The sequence below is a fragment of the Alteromonas sp. BMJM2 genome (genome assembly GCF_027257845.1).
Classification (GTDB): domain Bacteria; phylum Pseudomonadota; class Gammaproteobacteria; order Enterobacterales; family Alteromonadaceae; genus Alteromonas.
This window is the reverse complement of record NZ_JAPVOT010000004.1, coordinates 131879-150171: the sequence shown is the minus strand read 5'-3', so window position 1 is coordinate 150171 and position 18293 is coordinate 131879. Positions and strand designations below refer to the sequence as shown.

The window sequence follows — 18293 nt, the reverse complement described above, 5'->3', positions numbered from 1 at the left end:
CCTAACCTATGCGTTGATGTTGGTGGCAAGTTTACCTGCTTTTCTCTAAATCATCGACCTGCTCATTCAACTGTTCGAATTTTTCTTTCATTTGCTCGTTAAATATTCCCATCCACTCTTTAATAGAATGCTCTTCGGTTAAAGGCTGGGGGGCGGCAATGTCGATAAGTACGATACCGTTGTCCCACTTATTCCAGCGAACTTTCTTGTGAAGGTTGCTAGCCGTTACCATCACTACTGGCTCGTTGGTGGTTTTTGCCAAACGGAAAGCGCCTTGCTTAAATGGCAAAATACCTCGGCCATTACTGCGGGTGCCCTCGGGAAACAGCCACACTGAGGTTTTCTTCTTGGCAATACGGTTTGCAGCGATGTCTAGCGTGTTTCTGGCCGCGCCTGAATTTTTTCTGTCAATCATAATATTGCCCGACAGCCAGTAGATTTGACCGAAAATAGGGATCCACTTAAGGCTTTTTTTACCAATGGTAACAACCCCAGGCAGTGCGGCTTTGCAAATCGTCATAATATCGAAACTGTTTTGATGATTTGCAATAAACACATAGGGCTCATTCAGTTTTACCGCTGGGTCTCGCCTAATAATAATGTTTAAGCCTACAATTTTAGCCATTTGAGAATACAGTGCCCCAGCGGCCTGAACGTTATCTTTATGAAACGGGCGTAAAATACAGACAAGTAGCAGCACTAGGTTGATAACCAAGAATGCGACAAAAAGAATGGGAATACGAAACAGTGCTATCAAAACAACTCCTAGCGAAAAATATTGCGCGCAGTATAGAAGAATTTTCAGCGTACACTTGTCCGATGAGTTTTTGTAGTGAAGTTTCTAATCTAGTCTACACTTATCGGCTGTGCCTTGTGATTTTGTGAGTTACACAGCTTTAGCTCAACATAGGTGTAACCCAAAGTGTTTCTGTAGCAATTAAGGTGTCAAACCGCTTACATTCAAAATCATGCCGTCAGCAAAAGCAAACAGGGGCTAAGGAAATTGTGTTAAAACGATGTTTTTATCACCTTTAGTATGAAGCATTTTTATTGATAGCCCATTACAATGGAGTAGAACGTGCAGCCTAACCGTAGTTGGTACCATTAAGTATGTTGACATTTACCCCTGACGAACTAGAAGAAGATATTCTTGCAGACCTCATGGAAGAAATTAACGAACTCTACGAGTCAAGTGAGCAGACGTTAATCGAACTTGAGCTACGCCCAGCAGACAACGAATTGCAACGGGCCTTGTTTCGCTCAATCCACACCATTAAGGGCGACTTAGGACTCGTTAACTTCTCTCCTATGATCCCGCTTCTGCAGCACGTAGAGGATTTGCTCGACTTTCTTCGCAAAGGCCAAGTTGATTACACCAGCACGATGAGCGACCTCGTTCTGTTAACTATGGACAGGGTAAAGGCGTTTGTTGAAGAGGTTATGCAGCGAGGTAAAGCTGACTATGACAATACACTTCACGAGCAGCTAGTACTTGCGATAAGTCGAATTTCACCCGACAATTCTGCTGAGCACGAGCGCCTGCTTACAGACGCTGTATTGCTATTAAACCCTGCACTTGACGTCGCAAGAGATGACAGTGCTGCGATTCCCGCAGGCCAGGCAAAACCCCCTGTACTGGCATCGACAGGTATCCCTAAAGATATTAGCAGTGAAAAAAAGCAAGATGTATTATTTTTCAGAGAGCTAATGCAAACGGTAGAGCGCCGATCATCTTTCTGGGCGGGTAAAGGGGATCGCATCGCTAAACTGGCTATGTATATCAACGACGTTGCCGATAATATTATCGATGAAGACCAACTTGCGGTAGCCAGCTATGTCCACGATTTCGGTATGGCTTTTATGCCCATGAAGTTACTCACCAAAGGTGATACGCTGAGTGAAAATGAATTCAATTTGATGCGCTCTCATGTCTATAAAAGTGCCCGCTTACTTGAACATTTAGACGAGTGGGATGTAGCGAGAAAAATTGTTATGCAGCACCACGAACGCACTGACGGTTCAGGGTATCCATTGGGCATAAAAGAGGACGATATTTGTGAGGGAGCAAAGTTATTGGCAATTATTGATACTTACGATGCCCTAACGCATGCAAGAGCTCACACTGAAGACAAGGTTATGTCAAAAAAAGAAGCGGTCATTCATATCAACAAACAGGCAAAAGGCCAGTTTAGTATGAAATGGGTACGCTTCTTCAATCAGGGAATGACAGGGCTATTAACAAAAGGGCACTAAGTCCTTTTGTCGATCACGTCCGTAAGCTAATCAAGCCCTCTCATCCATTGAGGACGGGTCTAGTTAACCTGAATCCTGTTTAAGAAAAGGCGCTCAGCACCACTAGAAATGCGAATTACTGCGTTGCAAAAGTAAGTAATAGAACAACTATTACGTGACTTTTGCGCCTTGCACTTCGCATTTCTAGCAGTACTGAGTTTGAAATTTTAATTTATATTTTATAGAACAAATGCTTGCACCATTCTTTAAACAGGATTCAGGTTAGTTAATTCCAAGCTCTTTTAACTTACGGGTAAGCGTATTGCGGCCCCAGCCCAGTCGCTTAGCAGCTTCTTGTTTGTGACCGTGAGTATGCTGAAGTGCACGCTCTAGCATCACTTTTTCAAATGTCAGCATGGCATCGTTTAATATGTCATTGCGGCCATCTCTTAGCTGTTTATCAGTCCAATTCGCAAGTAAATCAGGCCAGTCGCCCACGGTTGCAGCGGTGGGTTCTATGCTTCCATCACTATGTATCTCTGGCGGCAAATCGCTCGGTATGACTTCTTGCCCGCTTGCCATTACGGTAAGCCAGCGACACACGTTTTCCAGTTGCCTTACATTTCCTGGCCACGGCAACTGCGACATGACGCGCTCAGCGCTTTTACTAATACTTTTGGCATCTACATCGAGTTCTTTTGCCGCGCGGCGCAAAAAGTGTCTGGTCAACAGCGGAATATCTTCCCTTCGCTCAGACAGTGAGGGCAGGTGAACTCGAATTACGTTAAGTCGGTGAAACAAATCTTCACGAAACTTGCCTTCGGCTACTCTTGTTTCTAAGTTTTGATGGGTTGCAGCAATAATTCGTACATCAACGCTTACCGACTGGTGGCCACCCACTCGGTAAAACTGACCATCAGCAAGTACCCTTAATAAACGGGTTTGTACATCAAGCGGCATGTCGCCTATTTCATCGAGAAATAACGTTCCACCATCTGCCTGTTCAAACCTACCTTGACGGGCTGCTTGTGCGCCGGTAAATGCGCCTTTTTCATGCCCAAACAATTCGGACTCAACTAAATCAGCGGGTATAGCCGCCATATTTAATGCAATAAACGGTTTGTGTGATCGCGGGCTGTGCCTGTGAAGAGCGTGAGCAACCAGTTCTTTACCTGTTCCTGATTGACCATTTATTAGCACGCTGATAGATGAGCGCGAAAGTCGACCGATAGCGCGAAACACCTCCTGCATTGCGGGGGCTTCACCAATAATCTCAGTAACTACTTCATCAGGTTGTACCTTAGTGGCTGAAGACTGTTCTCTGGAATGGTCCAATGCACGCTGGGTGAGCGTAACGGCTTCGTCGATATCAAAGGGCTTAGGTAAATACTCAAATGCACCCTTTTGATAAGCATTTACTGCACTGTCTAGATCGGAATGCGCAGTCATAATAATAACTGGAAGCAATGGATGAGAACTGTGAACTTCATTTAACAGCGTCATGCCGTCCATCTGGGGCATGCGTATATCCGAGATGATAACTTCTGGTGCCTGACCGCTCTGAATTTGACGCAGCAAGTCTTCAGGGTTTTCAAAACTTAAACAGCTAATGTCAGCTGCTTGTAAGGCTTTTTGCAGCACCCAGCGAATTGAACTGTCGTCATCGACAATCCATACCGATTCATTCGTCATCGCCTGTCTCCTTGCTAATAATTGGAATGTATATTACGAATTTTGTGTAACCGGGGTGGCTATCAACATCTATTTTGCCACCGTGATGGTTAATGAGGGTTTGTGATATGGATAACCCTAAGCCCGATCCATTCTGCTTACTGGTCACCATGGGGTAAAATAACGTGTCCTTTATATCAGCAGGGATACCAGGTCCGTTATCGATAATTTTAACTTTTGCTACCAATGCGTGACGCTCAGACTGAATGGTCATTTGGCGCTCAATACGCGTAATAAGTCGAATTTCTGGGTTTGGTGTGTCGTGTTCTTCTAGCGCCTGAATACTATTTCTGACAATGTTCAATACTGCCTGCTGAATCATGTCCGGATCGATCTTGAGGTCGGGAATGCTCGGATCGTAATCCCTAATAATTGTGATGGGCTTGACCGAATCCACCAACATAAGACTGCGCACTTTTTCTAATGCTTGATGGACATTGCTCATTTCAAAGCGGGGAAGAGAATTAGGGCCTAATAATCTATCAACTAACGTACGCAGTCGATCAGATTGCTCAATGATCATGCGGGTGAATTCTTTGTGTTGTTCTGATAGCTCTTTTTCGAGTAGCTGAGCCGCGCCGCGGATGCCCCCTAGAGGGTTTTTTATTTCATGAGCTAGACCGCGCACGAGTTCTCTAGCTGCATAATGTTGGGCGTTTTGCAGATTTTCTCGAGTAATTCGCTTTTGCTGATCAATTTTCTTAACTTCAAAGAGCAAGCCCGGACCATTAACCGTAGTGATATTGGTTACGGTTAAATCAACAGACACGTAGCGGTTATCCTTAAAGGCGAGTTTTATTTCGTTTTCAGTAAAATCTTCGCCTTTTCTAATTGCCGCTTTAAGTCGTGTGGTTTCAATCGTATCGGGCAAAAAAAAGTCTGGCAGTAAGTGCCCTTGCAGTTGTTTCATGCCCGTTTCAAATAGTGCTTCACCAGCGTGGTTGGCATAAACAATACGCAGGCTACTATCAACAATAACCAGCGCTGTATTTAAACTATTTAATAGCAGATGTCTCTCAGACTCGGTAGATACCATCCGAGCGTGTCTCCTTTGCACCAAATCTGTGCATTGTAGCGTACAGCTAAGAAGACCGCCTCGAATTCATTCGTGAATTAATTTGAATGAACCGCCGTGGTGCGCTTGTTTGTAGGGACTGCACGCTAGTTGTTATTAATAAACACCGATGCCTGATGTAGGTAAAGGGTTTGCACAGAAGACGATGCAAGAGTCTTGCCCTTATTGTTGGTGAGTTCAACTTTATATTCGTGAGCTCCACGGTTAACGCCTTCTAGCTTAAAAACGCCAGAAGAATTGCGCTGAACTGGGGCGCCATTAAAAATTAAACGATAAAAGGGGGCTTTTGATGCACTGTTTTGTGTCGCTCTAATGGTAAAGTCACCCGCATTATTTCTAATCGTGGCTTCAGGAGCGGGACTTGCAATGCTAACGCTGTAATCAGTTTTTTTCTTTGTCACTTTAGTTTTTTGTTGTTTAGGTACCTTGATGGCAGATACGACGTTTTGAGTTTTGACGTCTAGTTCAACAATATTTGCATTAGCGGGAGGCGTATCGGTATAGGTGATTGAGCCGTCTTCGTTGACCACCTTGAATATTTGAGGACCGCTCTTAGCGGGAGGCTGCTGGGGGGCGCTTTGACTATCTTGCCACGCGACTGCACTTTGCGTGCTCAGCAATAACCAGCACAATGATAACGATGAAAGCAGCAAAGCGTGTTTTGTTAAATGGCTCATAATAATATTCCCTTAAAATAATATAGTCATCATAATAGATACTGTTTAACCAATAAAAAAGCCCGCATAAGCGGGCTTTTTTATTTATTTGATAAAGTATCAGTGTAGATACAATATTAAACGCTGTAGTACATGTCGAACTCGATAGGGTGAGTTGTCATGTTAAGCGTGGTGACTTCTTCTGACTTAAGATTGATATACGCATCAATCATGTCGTCTGTCATTACGCCACCAACAGTAAGGAACTCGCGATCACTATCTAGTGCGTCTAACGCCATTTCTAGTGAGCTAGCAACCGTTGGAATTTCAGCTGCTTCTTCTGCCGGTAGGTCGTACAAGTCTTTATCCATAGCATCGCCAGGGTGGATCTTGTTTTTGATACCGTCAAGGCCAGCCATAAGCATTGCAGTAAATGCAAGGTATGGGTTAGCTGTTGGATCGGGGAAACGAACTTCGATACGGCGTGCTTTGTCACTTGTTACATAGGGAATACGAATAGATGCTGAACGGTTACGTGCAGAGTATGCAAGCATCACCGGCGCTTCGAATCCTGGTACAAGACGTTTGTACGAATTAGTTGATGCATTAGCAAACGCATTAATTGCACGAGCGTGCTTAATGATACCGCCAATGTAGTACAGTGCTTCTTCAGAAAGGCCTGCGTATTTGTCACCCGCGAAGATGTTTTTACCATCTTTAGAGATTGACTGGTGGCAGTGCATACCAGAACCGTTATCACCAACAAGAGGCTTAGGCATAAAGGTCGCTGTTTGACCGTATGCGTGTGCCACATTGTGAACAACATACTTGTATATTTGAATTTCGTCGGCTTTCTTAACAAGAGTGTTAAATTCGCAGGCAATTTCGTTTTGTCCAGCAGTTGCTACTTCATGGTGATGTGCTTCAATAACAAGGCCCATCTCTTCCATAACCATACACATTGCAGCGCGGATGTCGTGAGCAGAATCTACTGGAGGTACTGGAAAGTAACCGCCTTTCACACCAGGGCGGTGAGCCATGTTGCCGCCTTCAAATTCTTCGCCTGAATTCCATTTTGCTTCTGATGAATCAATTTTGTAGAACGAACCCGCCATGTCTGTATGGAATCGAACGTCATCGAACAAGAAAAACTCTGGCTCTGGGCCGAAGAATACGGTGTCACCGATACCCGTAGATTTAAGGTACTCTTCTGCGCGGCGAGCAACAGAACGTGGGTCGCGCTCGTAACCTTCCATCGTAGTAGGCTCAACGATGTCGCAACGGATATTAACTTGAGTCTCTTCTGCGAAAGGGTCAACAACGCAGCTGTCTGCGTCTGGAAGAAGAACCATGTCAGATTCGTTGATGCCTTTCCATCCAGCGATTGAAGAACCGTCGAACATTTTTCCTTCTTCAAAGAAATCATCATCAACTTGGCTCGCAGGAATAGATACGTGTTGTTCTTTACCTTTAGTGTCGGTAAAACGTAAATCGATAAACTTCGCTTCGCTTTCTTTAATCAGCTCTAATGCCTTTTCAATTGACATCGTGTCCTCCAGGTTTAATGTAAAAATGCAGAGTGATCAGGCTCACTCCAACAGTGAAAATGTGAAAGCGATAATCATGCCATCTATCCAACCGCCGTATTCTGTGACGTGAGAAAGGATCAAGACTGAATAAATGGCTTCAATGCACCAACATGGTGCTTTACGGCTGCTTTTTGGTGCAGTGCGGAACCGCTTTAGAATTTCAGACTAGAATACTTTTTCATCTCTTGCCACCACTTTTCCAGTGTATCGAGAGTAATGATCAGTGTTTGAGGGGGCCAAAGGCCTTTAAAAACATATGATAAGGGTAAACATTCACTGTAAAGTAAAAAAAGATGCGCAAACGGCGCGTTTTTTCTGTACAATCCGCGAAAATTTTCTATCTGCATCTTTGCAAGAAATCTCATGCATGCCGTGTTGGCATGTATCGATTTATACAGGCTCTATATAAGCATGAATACCACTGATATAAGTAAGTTGCGTAATATCGCAATCATCGCCCACGTTGACCACGGTAAAACTACCCTGGTAGATAAGCTTCTTCAGCAATCTGGAACGTTGGAATCTCGCGGCGTACAAGAAGAGCGCGTTATGGACTCGAATGACATCGAGAAAGAGCGTGGCATCACCATCTTGGCGAAAAATACTGCAATTAACTGGCAAGACTACCGTATCAACATTGTTGATACCCCGGGACACGCCGATTTCGGTGGTGAAGTAGAGCGTGTAATGTCAATGGCTGACTCAGTGCTGTTGCTTGTTGACGCCCAAGAAGGCCCAATGCCGCAAACGCGCTTTGTTACTCAAAAAGCGTTTGCTCAAGGCCTTAAGCCTATTGTTGTTATCAACAAAATCGACAAGCCAGGCGCTCGTCCTGATTGGGTAATGGATCAAGTATTTGATTTGTTCGATAACCTTGGCGCTACTGATGAGCAGCTTGATTTCCAAGTTGTTTACGCTTCTGCACTAAACGGTTGGGCGTCTAACGATGCTGACACACCGTCAGAAGATATGACTCCGCTTTTCCAAACTATTGTTGACCAAGTTGCTGCGCCAGATGCTGACGCCAACGGTGGTTTCCAAATGCAGATTTCACAGCTAGATTACAACTCGTATGTGGGTGTAATCGGTGTAGGTCGTATCAGCCGCGGTTCAGTTAAAACTAACCAACAGGTCACTATCGTGACTGCCGATGGCAAAACGCGCAACGGTAAAGTTGGCTTGGTATATGGCTACCTTGGTTTAGATCGCCACGAAGTAGAAAGCGCAAGCGCTGGCGATATTATCGCTATCTCTGGCCTTGGTGAACTTAAGATTTCTGATACCATTTGTGACGTTAACGCCGTTGAAGCGCTTCCTCCATTATCGGTAGATGAGCCAACGGTTACGATGACGTTCCAAGTCAACACGTCTCCGTTTGCAGGTAAAGAAGGTAAGTACGTTACCTCACGTAATATTCTAGAGCGTTTACAAGATGAGCTAGTTCACAACGTGGCACTACGTGTTGAAGAAACGGCTGATCCGGATAAATTCCGCGTATCAGGTCGTGGTGAACTTCACTTAGGCATATTGATTGAAAATATGCGTCGTGAAGGCTACGAGCTTGCCGTTTCTCGTCCAGAAGTAATTCTGAAAGAAGAAGACGGAAAAACAACTGAGCCGTTTGAAACATTGACGGTTGACTGTGAGGAGCAGCATCAAGGTTCTATTATGGAACAGCTTGGTCTTCGTAAAGCGGAAATGACTGATATGTCGCCAGATGGAAAAGGTCGTGTTCGTATCGATTTCGTTATTCCAAGTCGTGGTCTTATCGGTTTCCAAACAGAATTTATGACAATGACGTCTGGTTCTGGCTTGCTTTACCATACATTCGACCACTACGGTCCTTACAAAGGCGGCATTATTGGTAAGCGTAAAAACGGTGTTCTCATTGCCAACGCTAACGGTAAAGCGCTAACTAACGCATTATTTAACCTTCAAGAGCGTGGTCGTTTGTTTATCGGTCATGGTGTTGAAGTTTATGAAGGTATGGTTATCGGTATTCACAGCCGTGACAACGACCTAACGGTAAACGCGTTGAAAGGAAAGCAGCTTACTAACGTTCGTGCCTCTGGTACTGATGAAGCGCAAACACTTGTACCACCAATCAAAATGTCTCTAGAGCAAGCTTTAGAGTTCATCGATGAAGATGAATTGGTAGAAGTTACGCCTGTATCTATTCGTATTCGTAAGAAGTTGCTTACAGAAAACGAACGTAAGCGTGCATCACGAGCGCCAAAATAGTTAACGCGATAGTCTCATCGCTTAAACGTTAAAAAATGCCAACCTCGTGTTGGCATTTTTGTTTTTGTTTCTCTGATATTTGAATGCACGGTGCTCAAAACCATAACGTTTAAACCCATGATGATTGAAGAATGAACGATGTAAAAATTAGACAAACTTCTACCAAAGGTGAGTAGCCATTTTGGCTATTTGACCCTACACTTTAAGTCATTGTTGCTATGGGCTGCCTAACTAAATGGCATTTCTTGAGAGGTTTGTAATGCTATCTGTCGCTGTTATTGAAGATGATCTCATCACTCTCGATTTAATCACTGTCACTCTTGAAACCGAACTTAATGCAACGGTTTATCCTTTTAGCAGAAGCAAGTTGGCCCGAGATTTTCTGTTACAGCAAACCCCCGATTCTCTTAATTTGGTTATAAGCGACCAAGTCATGCCTGATTATGACGGCCTAAGCTTGTTAAAGGTATGCCGTGCGAACGGGTTAGATATTCCTTTTCTGTTGATAAGCGCCGACCCAAATAAGGCGCTTGTGTTAGCTGCAGTAAAACTAAAGGTAGCCGGCTTCCTCGCTAAACCCATTAAAATGGAGGAACTCGTCGCAACATCTACCAAAGTGACAGCAGCGTTAAATTAAGCAACAGCAAACCTCGATACGCTCCATCACTTTCCAGCTAGTCCTAATTAAGTACAAATTGTTATAGGGAAAGTTGTTGTTTGCCCTAGTTTCTCATGATGCAAAAATTTACACTCAACGCATAACTTTCTCGGCAACAGGATGTAGTGTGAGCGCATTATTTGATAATACTCCTTCTCGTAAAGATACCCATTCATTTAAATGGCAGAAATATAAGGGCAAAGACATTATTCCGGCTTGGGTAGCGGATACTGAATTTTCTTGTGCCCAGCCCATACTCGATGCTATTTCGGCGCAAGTTGCACATGGCAACATGGGTTACATGCTCCCTGCACAACACACCAGTGCTATTAATGCAGTAGTACGTTGGCTAAAAGAGAAGCACGATTGGCATATTGAACCTGAGTGGTTGGTATGGACGCCAGGCGTGGTGCCAGCGTTTAACACAGCGTGTAAAGCATACTGCAATACGGGTGACAAAGTACTCATTCAAACCCCTAACTATCCGCCGCTTTTAGCTGCTCCCAAGCTTAACGGATTAGAGCGGGTGGATATTGGTACGGTTATCGACACAGAAAGTGATGGTGATAATCCCCGTCACACACTGGATTTTGATGCCCTTGAGCGCGAAGCTGCCGATCCAAAATGTACGCTCTTCATTTTGTGTAACCCCATGAACCCTGTAGGTACGGTGTTAACGCAAGCGGAAATAGACCGAATAGCTGATATTTGCAGCAAAAATAATGTGAAACTGTGTTCTGATGAGATTCATTGCGATCTCATTTTAGAGAAGGGAAAGAAGCATATCCCAGCCGGTCGCGAAGCGTCACTCGCTGACAACAGCGTTACCCTTATGGCGGCAAGTAAAACGTTCAACATTGCAGGCCTTGGAACGTCTTTCGCCATCATTCCAAGTAAAACTCTTAGGCAGTCATTCACTAATGCAGCGGCAGGCATTGTTCCATGGGTGAACGTATTGGGCTTAGCCGCCACTGAAGCAGCTTTCACACAATGTGACGACTGGTACCAACAAGAACTCGACTATCTTCGTGTTAATCGAGACAGAGTGTATGAGGCTATCAATAACATCGACGGGCTTAGCATGTTAAAAGCCGATGCCACCTTTTTGGCATGGGTAGATGCAAGTGGGCTGGGCGTTGACAACGTGCAAACGTGGGCAGAACAAAAGGGTGTGGGTCCATCTCCGGGCATAGACTTTCATAAGGCTGATCATTTTCGAATAAACTTTGGCTGTAGTCGAGACATGCTAGAGGATATATTGGCTCGTCTGGGCTCATAAAAGATTGTATAAAAGCAGCGTTTAAAAAGAGCATTTAAATTAGCTCTGGCGCGTTAATTTATAACAAGAAAGCCTTGTCATCGCGACAAGGCTTTCTTTTTTGGTGATACTGAGTTTCGTGAAATTGTGTTGATATCACGTTGGCATAAATCGCTGCGCCAATTGTGTCTATGTTGCAGCAAAACCTTTTATAACGCTCAAAGCGCCTTTGTAAAAAATAGGCTAGCTAAAAACTTTCAACAATTTATAGCAGCCCAAGCCCACAACGGTGCCAACCACAATAATACCGGCAGCATTGCTCATCCAAGAGTTCTTAAACGCGCCTAAAGCCTGACTTTTATTCATAACTACCAGTAGGAAGATAGCGATAACGGGAAGTAACAGCGCGTTAGTCGCCTGGGCGAACAATATGGCTGGTAAAGGCTTAAAACCAAGAGCGGCTACACTTACCCCGACCAAAATAATCACCATCCACACCGCTTTGAAGCTTTTGCTCTTCATGTCATCGCTTAAGCCTAATGCACCTGTTACCGCATAGGCCGCAGCTAACGGTGCGGTAATAGCGCTAGTTAAACCCGCTGAGAATAAACCTAAGGCAAAGAACCACTGCGCTTTATCGCCAAGAACAGGCTTTAGCTGCTCACCCATATTACTAGCATCCATGGTGGCCGCTTGATTGAAAAATGCCATCATGGCAGTTGCCATGACAATTAGGGTGATAAGGCCGCCCATGCTGATGGCTCTTGCTGACTGGCTTCGACAGGCAACAACCGCTTGCTGCTTATCTTGTCCCTTAGAGGATTTAGCAACAAGGCTGGCGTGCAAAAACAAATTGTAGGGGACTATAGTTGTACCGATTAACGCCAGTACGGTAGTAATGGCATCGCTGTTAAGCTTAGGTGATGTTAACTGACTGAACATAGCCGATAGGTCGGGTTTGGCGACGAGAAGGGTTATTAAAAATACCCCAGCCATAATAAAGACTAAATAAACCAGCACGGTTTCTATCCACTGGTAGCTACCAGAGTACAGAAGAATAATGGCAATGGCACCTAAAATACTGGCCCAAGGGCCAATACCAATACTGAAAAATGCATCAAGGCCAATAGCAGCCCCTGTTAAGTTTCCAGATTCGTAAGCGGCATTTCCAATACCAATGGCACTTACAATAAGCACAACAAATACCGTTTTAAGCCATGGTTTATAGGCCATGTCTTTCATAGCGCCGGCAAGGCCTTGACCTGTTGCCACACCGAGTCGAGCGGCCATATCTTGCAAAACAATGGTTGCGAAAACAGAAAAAATCAGCGCCCATACAAGGTGAAAACCAAAATTTGCGCCTGCTAAACTGGCGGTGGTAACAGTGCCGGGGCCAATAAAGGCGGCTGCGATGATATATCCTGATTTATCTTTTGCCATTTGCAACGACTCTTAGTTATGTTTTGCCAAGGCGTGTTTATCTTTGTTGTACGAGTTTTGGGCTAAATGTACAGCAAAGATCAATACGCCCTAGTATGATAACAGCTAGACAGACAATAGGTAGACAGGCCCGAAACATAAAAAGCAGTCTGCGCTATTTAATATCAATATTAAAAAAGGCGCGCAGCCTAACGTTTCAAAAATCATAACGCAAACGAAAATGAGAAGAAGCCGTGAAAGAGTCATTACCAATAGAAATTATAAAACCTGTAATAGAACAAGACAGTTTTCGCAGCGTATTACCTTGCGTAGAGAAGGTGGATGGAATGATTTTTGCTGTTGCTGCATGCCCTGAAATACCCATGCCAGAACAATGGATGCCCTGGCTTATTCAAAGTGGCTCTAGTCGACTAGTAGACAGCGATGTGGATATTTTGGCCGATACACTGATGAATGGCTTGCGTTCTCATTTAGACTATATGCGTCAAGGTCGTATTGCATTGCCGCCTTATTGTGTGGATGGTGTTGAGTCTAAAGGTGACACCAAACGGCCAAGCTATGCCCTATCACAATGGCTAACCGGTTTATTGTTCGTTCACAAAAACGTGGAATCAGTATGGCAAAACGCGTGGCAGCAAGCAGAAAAAAAAGAGAGTAATATTGACACGGACTTAGGTGAGAAAAAGGGTATTAGTGAGCCACCAGAAGCACGACTCACACGGTGTTTGAAGATGTTTTCAACGCTGGCGAACATAGAGCTTGCGTACCAGCAAAGAAGTGCAGAACAAGTCACACAACTTAGCGAGAATTTGCCCTTACTTATTCAGCAACTACCCGCATTACTTAAAGACTACACCAACCTTGCCGGTGATTTGGCGTGCGCTCTGCCTAACCAGTTCGAGACCTTTGCTGAACCAATGGGCGACAAGTTCTAGGGCACAGCCCTTATAGTGACCGCTAGCGATGTCGTTGTTGAAGGCATTTTTCACTCAGGGTTTGTTTGAGTGAAGAGGTGTAGGTATCGAGCGCTACTTTCGCTTCTTCATACTGCTGATTAAGTGGTAGCGAGTTGGGCTCACGCATAAGGGCTTTAAATGCAATGTCGGTTTGCTTCAATAACTCTTTCAAGTGTTGATTACTGTCGTCCATGGTTTTCCCTGTATTTTAGCGTTACGTGCGAACGTGAAGTTTGTGTTCCTAAAGCATTACTTCAAATGACTGAGTACTGAGTACTGAGGCAACGTGGCCTAGTTTCTATCACAAACGTTATCATAGACCTAGAAATTGAATGTGACACTGCAATTGAACGTATTAAGCTGCAATAAGTCGAACTTCCTTTGTCGCAGCTATTGCGACAGTGCTTTGCTAGTCTACTACGCCATCTCTTTACTGCTCTCTTACTTTACCACTTTTCTGCTTTACTAGGCCGCATACCGCATACCGCATATCGCATTTTGCTCGCCGTTTAGTGTCTCATCCATTTACTTTGCATTCGCTTGTATAAGGTTAGAGACGCACGTGAAGCATTAGGTGTTAAAAAGGCTTCAAAATAGCAAGGCATACCACTGCGAAGATAATCAACACCGGCGCTTCATTTAATATGCGATAAAAGCGAGGCGTATGGGTATTTTCATCTCTAGCAAATTGCTTCATTAATTTAAATAAATAGAAGTGATAACCATAAATGGCAAGTAAAAGAAGAATTTTTATATGCAGCCATCCCGATGCTTTAAACCACGCACCACCGTAACTGACGATAAGCGCAATACCAAAGGCCAGTGTGAGAAGCGCAAAGGGCGTAACAAAATACCAAAGGCGTCGCTCCATAACTTTAAATTCGTCTTTCACTATTTGTGACTTGGTCGTAGCGTGATAAACGAAGAGGCGAGGTAAGTAGAAAAGGCCAGCCATCCACGCCAACATAAAAAAGAGATGAAGCGCCTTAAACCATAAAATGTGCATATTAGTAATTTGCCTTTTGTAAAAAGCTTTGGAGAATGTTCCAGGTAATAACGCCAATGATATCGTTAAAGTCTTGGTCGTAAATATAAACTGCGCCAGAACGCGATTTTTTAAGATGTTCGTACACTTCATGCAGTGTCGACTGCGCGCTAAGCCCCTCCATCTGATAGTAACTTAGGGCAGTAGCGTCGTGATCTAAGCTTACGTTATATTGAACCAGCTTATACTGCACATCGATTTCAAATTTAGACTGTTGCACCACTATTTTTGTAGGCTCGTTTTCTAAGAAATTGGTGAGCGCTTTTTCTGGCGCATCGTTGAACAGCTTATAATCCGTATCCATAGCCGCTAGCACTCCCGTTTTTTCCAATGCCTCTCGTATTGACGATATTGCATAGGGAAGATTCTGATAGTCGAGCTGAAGAATAAAAATAGACCGATTTTTAAAAAATTGCGTTGAGGTAACGTAAGCCGGAACAATAACCAGCATTGCTGGAAGTATAATTTGAGGGCTGTAAGACAGCTCCATTACGGCAGATAGCGCAGCTAAGGGAGCATGCAATACTGCGGTAAGCATGCCTGCTATCCCTAAAAGAGCAAAACTATTGGTGAATTCGGGCACATTGATGAAGTATGACAACGGCAATAGCAGCACTGCGCCAGCGAGCATGCCAATAACCATTACGGGGCCAATTATGCCGCCTGGAACTCCAAGTCCAATGGCAAAGACAGCAAGAATGACTTTAAACACCAGCACAGCCACTAACAGCAGTGTGCCGGGGTTGCTGTCGAAGAGGTGCTCTACGTCTATAAAATTGGCGCCAAGAGCTTCTGGAAGTAATGCGCCTACGGTTCCGGTGATACACGCGGCAAGAATTAAACGCCACACCATGGATACAGGTCTGAACCACGTCATCACCCGCATTAACTGTCGGTTGAACAAGGTCGCTAACATGCCAAGCAATATACCCAGTACGACTAGATACAAATACATCCACTGACTAAACGCGGTGAATGAGAGAAAGGAGAGTTCATTGACCTCACCAAATACGCTACGCGCAAGCACCGAGCCGCAGGCCGCTGCAAGCATAATAGGTACAAAAATGTGAATTTTATACTCTCTTAATACCACTTCCATCACGAAAATGACGGCAGCGAAAGGAGTATTAAACGAGGCGGAAATACCTGCTGCGATGCCGCAGCCAACAAGAATTCTTATACTGTTATAGGGCAATCGCAACCACTGACCTAACAGACCGCTGCTCGATGCCCCCATGTGCACCGAAGGACCTTCTCTGCCAACCACAAACCCGCCAGCCAGCGCGAGCATGCCACCAAAAAATTGGTTGATTGTGGTTCGAAAGGGGATGTTGCCGTAAAAGTATTTTACCCGGTGAATAACGAAGGGAATTCCAAGCCGATAATGTTTGAACCCGGTTAAAAATGCAATGAAAAGAATAATCGCTACACTGATAAGCGGCATGAGTAACCACACCAACCAATCGTGAATCAACCACGACTGTAATGTGTCTACGCCGCTCTCCCGTATCCATTCAACGCACAGGCGAAACAGAATAATGATAAGCGCAGCAAGGGTTCCGCCAACAATGCCCAAAAGGCATAATTGAACCGATGTGCGTGGGTGAGCCACTTCCTGTCGTAAAGCCTGAAAGCGCATGATGTGGTACAGTAAAGTAATTGTGCTATAAAGCTTACCACAACCACTTAAATTTCATAATGTTAAGAATATAGACTTAGCAGCAATCAGCATTGAACACTATTTGAATACAGCCAACCATGACTACAGACCAACTTAAATCCCTTCTAGGCAATCATAAATTCGCTTTGTTAGTCGCGTTTCTAATGCTGATGATGCTTGGCTTCGGCTTTCAGTTAGCGCGTTATATAGACAAAGGCGATGGGTTAATTGTGAAAGCGCAAAAAGAAACTATCGCCATCCTGTCCAAAGACAATAATAAGCTGACCACGCGTGTGAATCAGTTAGATGTAGAAATGGAACTCACGCAACTTGAGAATGAGTCGCTTACAAAAACACTTGTCGAGACAAAGCAACAGCTTGAAGAGCAGCAGCAGCTACTGACTTTCTACGAGAGAGTAGTTGCGCCTGAGAAGTCTGACAGAATATTCGTTGCCGATTATATTGAACTATTTTCACTTGGCGATAATAACTATCAGTTGCGAATGGTATTGCTACAGCCGACTCAGCAGAAATCTGTCATTAACGGTTCGCTTCAGCTGAGTATAAAAGGGGAGCAGGGAGGAAAGGCCGTGGCGTATAAGTCAAACGATGATAACTTTATTGGCAATGACATTACGTATCGCTTCCGCTACTTCCAAGCAGTGAGCGTAGACTTTTCGCTCCCTGAAACCTTTGAGCCCGAATCTCTCTCGCTCTCCACCACCGTTTATCGATATAAAACCAACGAAGGATCTTATGAGCGAACACTACGTTGGAGCGACATTGAATCAAATGTTAGCAGCAGTGGCGTATTGCAAAGCCCAGTTAGCACACTTTAGTGAAGCCAGTCGCCTGGAGCGAACTGGCTTTTGGTTTACTAGCGCTTGGGTGAAACCGCAGTAGCGCTGCGGCTAAATTTTATAGTGCTAAATCTATACCTTAACAGCACCACGCTAATATCTTTACTGCGCTACGCTTCGACCGTCACCGTACCTTTCATAATGCCAATATGGCCTGGGAATGAGCAGAAGAACATGTATTCTTCGTTCGCATTTAGCCCTTTTACTGAAAAGGTTGCTGTTGCTTCTTCGCCACCACCAATCACACCGGTAGCGCCAATCACTCTTGCATCGTTTGGCTTCAAGTAATTATTCGCAAGGCCAGCACTCATGCCGTCAGTGGCGACAGCTTGGCCGTCTGCTTTTGTCGTCATTACCCAGTTGTGCCCCATGGCTTGCTTCGGTAACTGGCCTGTGTGTTTCAATGTTACGGTAAAATCGTCACAGGCTGCAGGAATAACCACATCAGCTGTGTTAAATTTCATTGCATCATTACTTTCAACCGTTATCGCGCATTCGTCCGCAGCCGCTGCGTGAGTTGCTGTCAATAATGATGCTATAGCCAATGGAAACAATAGCGCCGTACTGAAAAATAATTTTCTCATTACATTTTCCTCTTTTTACTACATGAGGCGGCGAACGCCAGCCTATTAATTTTACTCCCTTTTTTACGATGTGGGTAAGTGAGAGATCACCTTGTTGATAATAGTTATCATTAATTTCTTGTTGGCTTTGTTATAGAGTTGTTTCACAAGCAAAGTGATCAAAACCGTCAAATCGCATTACAAACTTGTAAGGTTAATAACCAAGCGTTAGAAACTGGATACAGGGCAAAACACATCAAGGTGTTTTACTTTTGTTAGCGCTACTTATCTCCCCCAACTTACTGAACGACATGTTTTGAACTGCAAAA

At 44.3% G+C, this 18293-nt stretch carries 16 protein-coding genes; 6 read left to right on the top strand and 10 right to left on the bottom strand.

Going from position 1 to position 18293, the window contains the following annotated elements; translation table 11 throughout:
* Positions 1-31: 31 nt before the first annotated feature.
* Positions 32-757, bottom strand: coding sequence for a 1-acylglycerol-3-phosphate O-acyltransferase (locus O9X84_RS06735; RefSeq protein ID WP_269518897.1), 726 nt, complete (start codon positions 755-757; stop codon positions 32-34).
* Positions 758-1110: 353 nt separating this feature from the next.
* Between O9X84_RS06735 and O9X84_RS06730 the strand changes: the two genes are divergently transcribed.
* On the top strand, positions 1111-2253 hold the full coding sequence (locus O9X84_RS06730; protein ID WP_269518896.1) for an HD domain-containing phosphohydrolase: 1143 nt from the start codon (positions 1111-1113) through the stop codon (positions 2251-2253).
* 261 nt (positions 2254-2514) lie between these two features.
* Here O9X84_RS06730 and glnG read toward each other — a convergent pair whose 3' ends face one another.
* The 4 genes from glnG to glnA all read right to left on the bottom strand — a co-directional run bounded on the left by glnG (position 2515) and on the right by glnA (position 7241).
* On the bottom strand, positions 2515-3924 hold the full coding sequence (glnG, locus tag O9X84_RS06725) for a nitrogen regulation protein NR(I) (RefSeq protein WP_269518894.1): 1410 nt from the start codon (positions 3922-3924) through the stop codon (positions 2515-2517).
* Positions 3914-4999: a nitrogen regulation protein NR(II) gene (glnL, locus tag O9X84_RS06720; protein ID WP_269518893.1), complete on the bottom strand. Its 1086-nt coding sequence runs from the start codon at positions 4997-4999 to the stop codon at positions 3914-3916. The genes glnG and glnL overlap by 11 nt, the downstream gene beginning before the upstream one ends.
* 125 nt (positions 5000-5124) lie before the next feature.
* Positions 5125-5715, bottom strand: coding sequence for a DUF4124 domain-containing protein (locus O9X84_RS06715; protein WP_269518891.1), 591 nt, complete (start codon positions 5713-5715; stop codon positions 5125-5127).
* A gap of 116 nt (positions 5716-5831) precedes the next feature.
* Positions 5832-7241: a glutamate--ammonia ligase gene (gene glnA, locus O9X84_RS06710; protein WP_269518889.1), complete on the bottom strand. Its 1410-nt coding sequence runs from the start codon at positions 7239-7241 to the stop codon at positions 5832-5834.
* 453 nt (positions 7242-7694) lie between these two features.
* On the opposite strand from glnA, the gene typA reads away from it, so the two are divergent.
* From typA to O9X84_RS06695, 3 genes are all read left to right on the top strand, one after another.
* Positions 7695-9524: a translational GTPase TypA gene (gene typA / locus O9X84_RS06705; protein WP_269518887.1), complete on the top strand. Its 1830-nt coding sequence runs from the start codon at positions 7695-7697 to the stop codon at positions 9522-9524.
* Positions 9525-9783: 259 nt separating this feature from the next.
* Entirely contained in the window at positions 9784-10161 is a 378-nt protein-coding gene (locus O9X84_RS06700) for a response regulator (RefSeq protein WP_269518885.1), read from the top strand.
* 148 nt (positions 10162-10309) lie between these two features.
* Positions 10310-11461 carry a MalY/PatB family protein gene (locus O9X84_RS06695; protein WP_269518883.1) on the top strand — a complete coding sequence of 384 codons (1152 nt, stop codon included), beginning with the start codon at positions 10310-10312 and terminating at the stop codon, positions 11459-11461.
* Positions 11462-11683: 222 nt separating this feature from the next.
* Here O9X84_RS06695 and O9X84_RS06690 read toward each other — a convergent pair whose 3' ends face one another.
* A complete protein-coding gene (locus O9X84_RS06690) occupies positions 11684-12880 on the bottom strand; it encodes an Nramp family divalent metal transporter (protein ID WP_269518882.1) in 1197 nt (398 codons plus the stop codon).
* Between the two features lie 233 nt (positions 12881-13113).
* Here O9X84_RS06690 and O9X84_RS06685 point away from each other — a divergent pair, with 233 nt between their 5' ends.
* A complete protein-coding gene (locus O9X84_RS06685) occupies positions 13114-13815 on the top strand; it encodes a UPF0149 family protein (protein ID WP_269518881.1) in 702 nt (233 codons plus the stop codon).
* 22 nt (positions 13816-13837) lie between these two features.
* On the opposite strand, the gene O9X84_RS06680 is transcribed toward O9X84_RS06685, so the two are convergent.
* The 3 genes from O9X84_RS06680 to O9X84_RS06670 form a co-directional block, all read right to left on the bottom strand.
* A complete protein-coding gene (locus O9X84_RS06680; protein WP_269518880.1) occupies positions 13838-14029 on the bottom strand; it encodes a hypothetical protein in 192 nt (63 codons plus the stop codon).
* A 384-nt stretch (positions 14030-14413) separates the two neighbouring features.
* Positions 14414-14842, bottom strand: coding sequence for a CopD family protein (locus tag O9X84_RS06675; RefSeq protein ID WP_269518879.1), 429 nt, complete (start codon positions 14840-14842; stop codon positions 14414-14416).
* A gap of 1 nt (position 14843) precedes the next feature.
* Complete coding sequence (locus tag O9X84_RS06670) at positions 14844-16520, bottom strand: chloride channel protein (protein WP_269518878.1); 1677 nt, start codon at positions 16518-16520, stop codon at positions 14844-14846.
* Positions 16521-16639: 119 nt separating this feature from the next.
* On the opposite strand from O9X84_RS06670, the gene O9X84_RS06665 reads away from it, so the two are divergent.
* Positions 16640-17380, top strand: coding sequence for a DUF6776 family protein (locus O9X84_RS06665; protein WP_269518877.1), 741 nt, complete (start codon positions 16640-16642; stop codon positions 17378-17380).
* Between the two features lie 131 nt (positions 17381-17511).
* Here O9X84_RS06665 and azu read toward each other — a convergent pair whose 3' ends face one another.
* Positions 17512-17985, bottom strand: a complete 474-nt coding sequence (azu, locus tag O9X84_RS06660; protein WP_269518876.1) for an azurin — start codon at positions 17983-17985, stop codon at positions 17512-17514.
* Positions 17986-18293 lie beyond the last annotated feature (308 nt).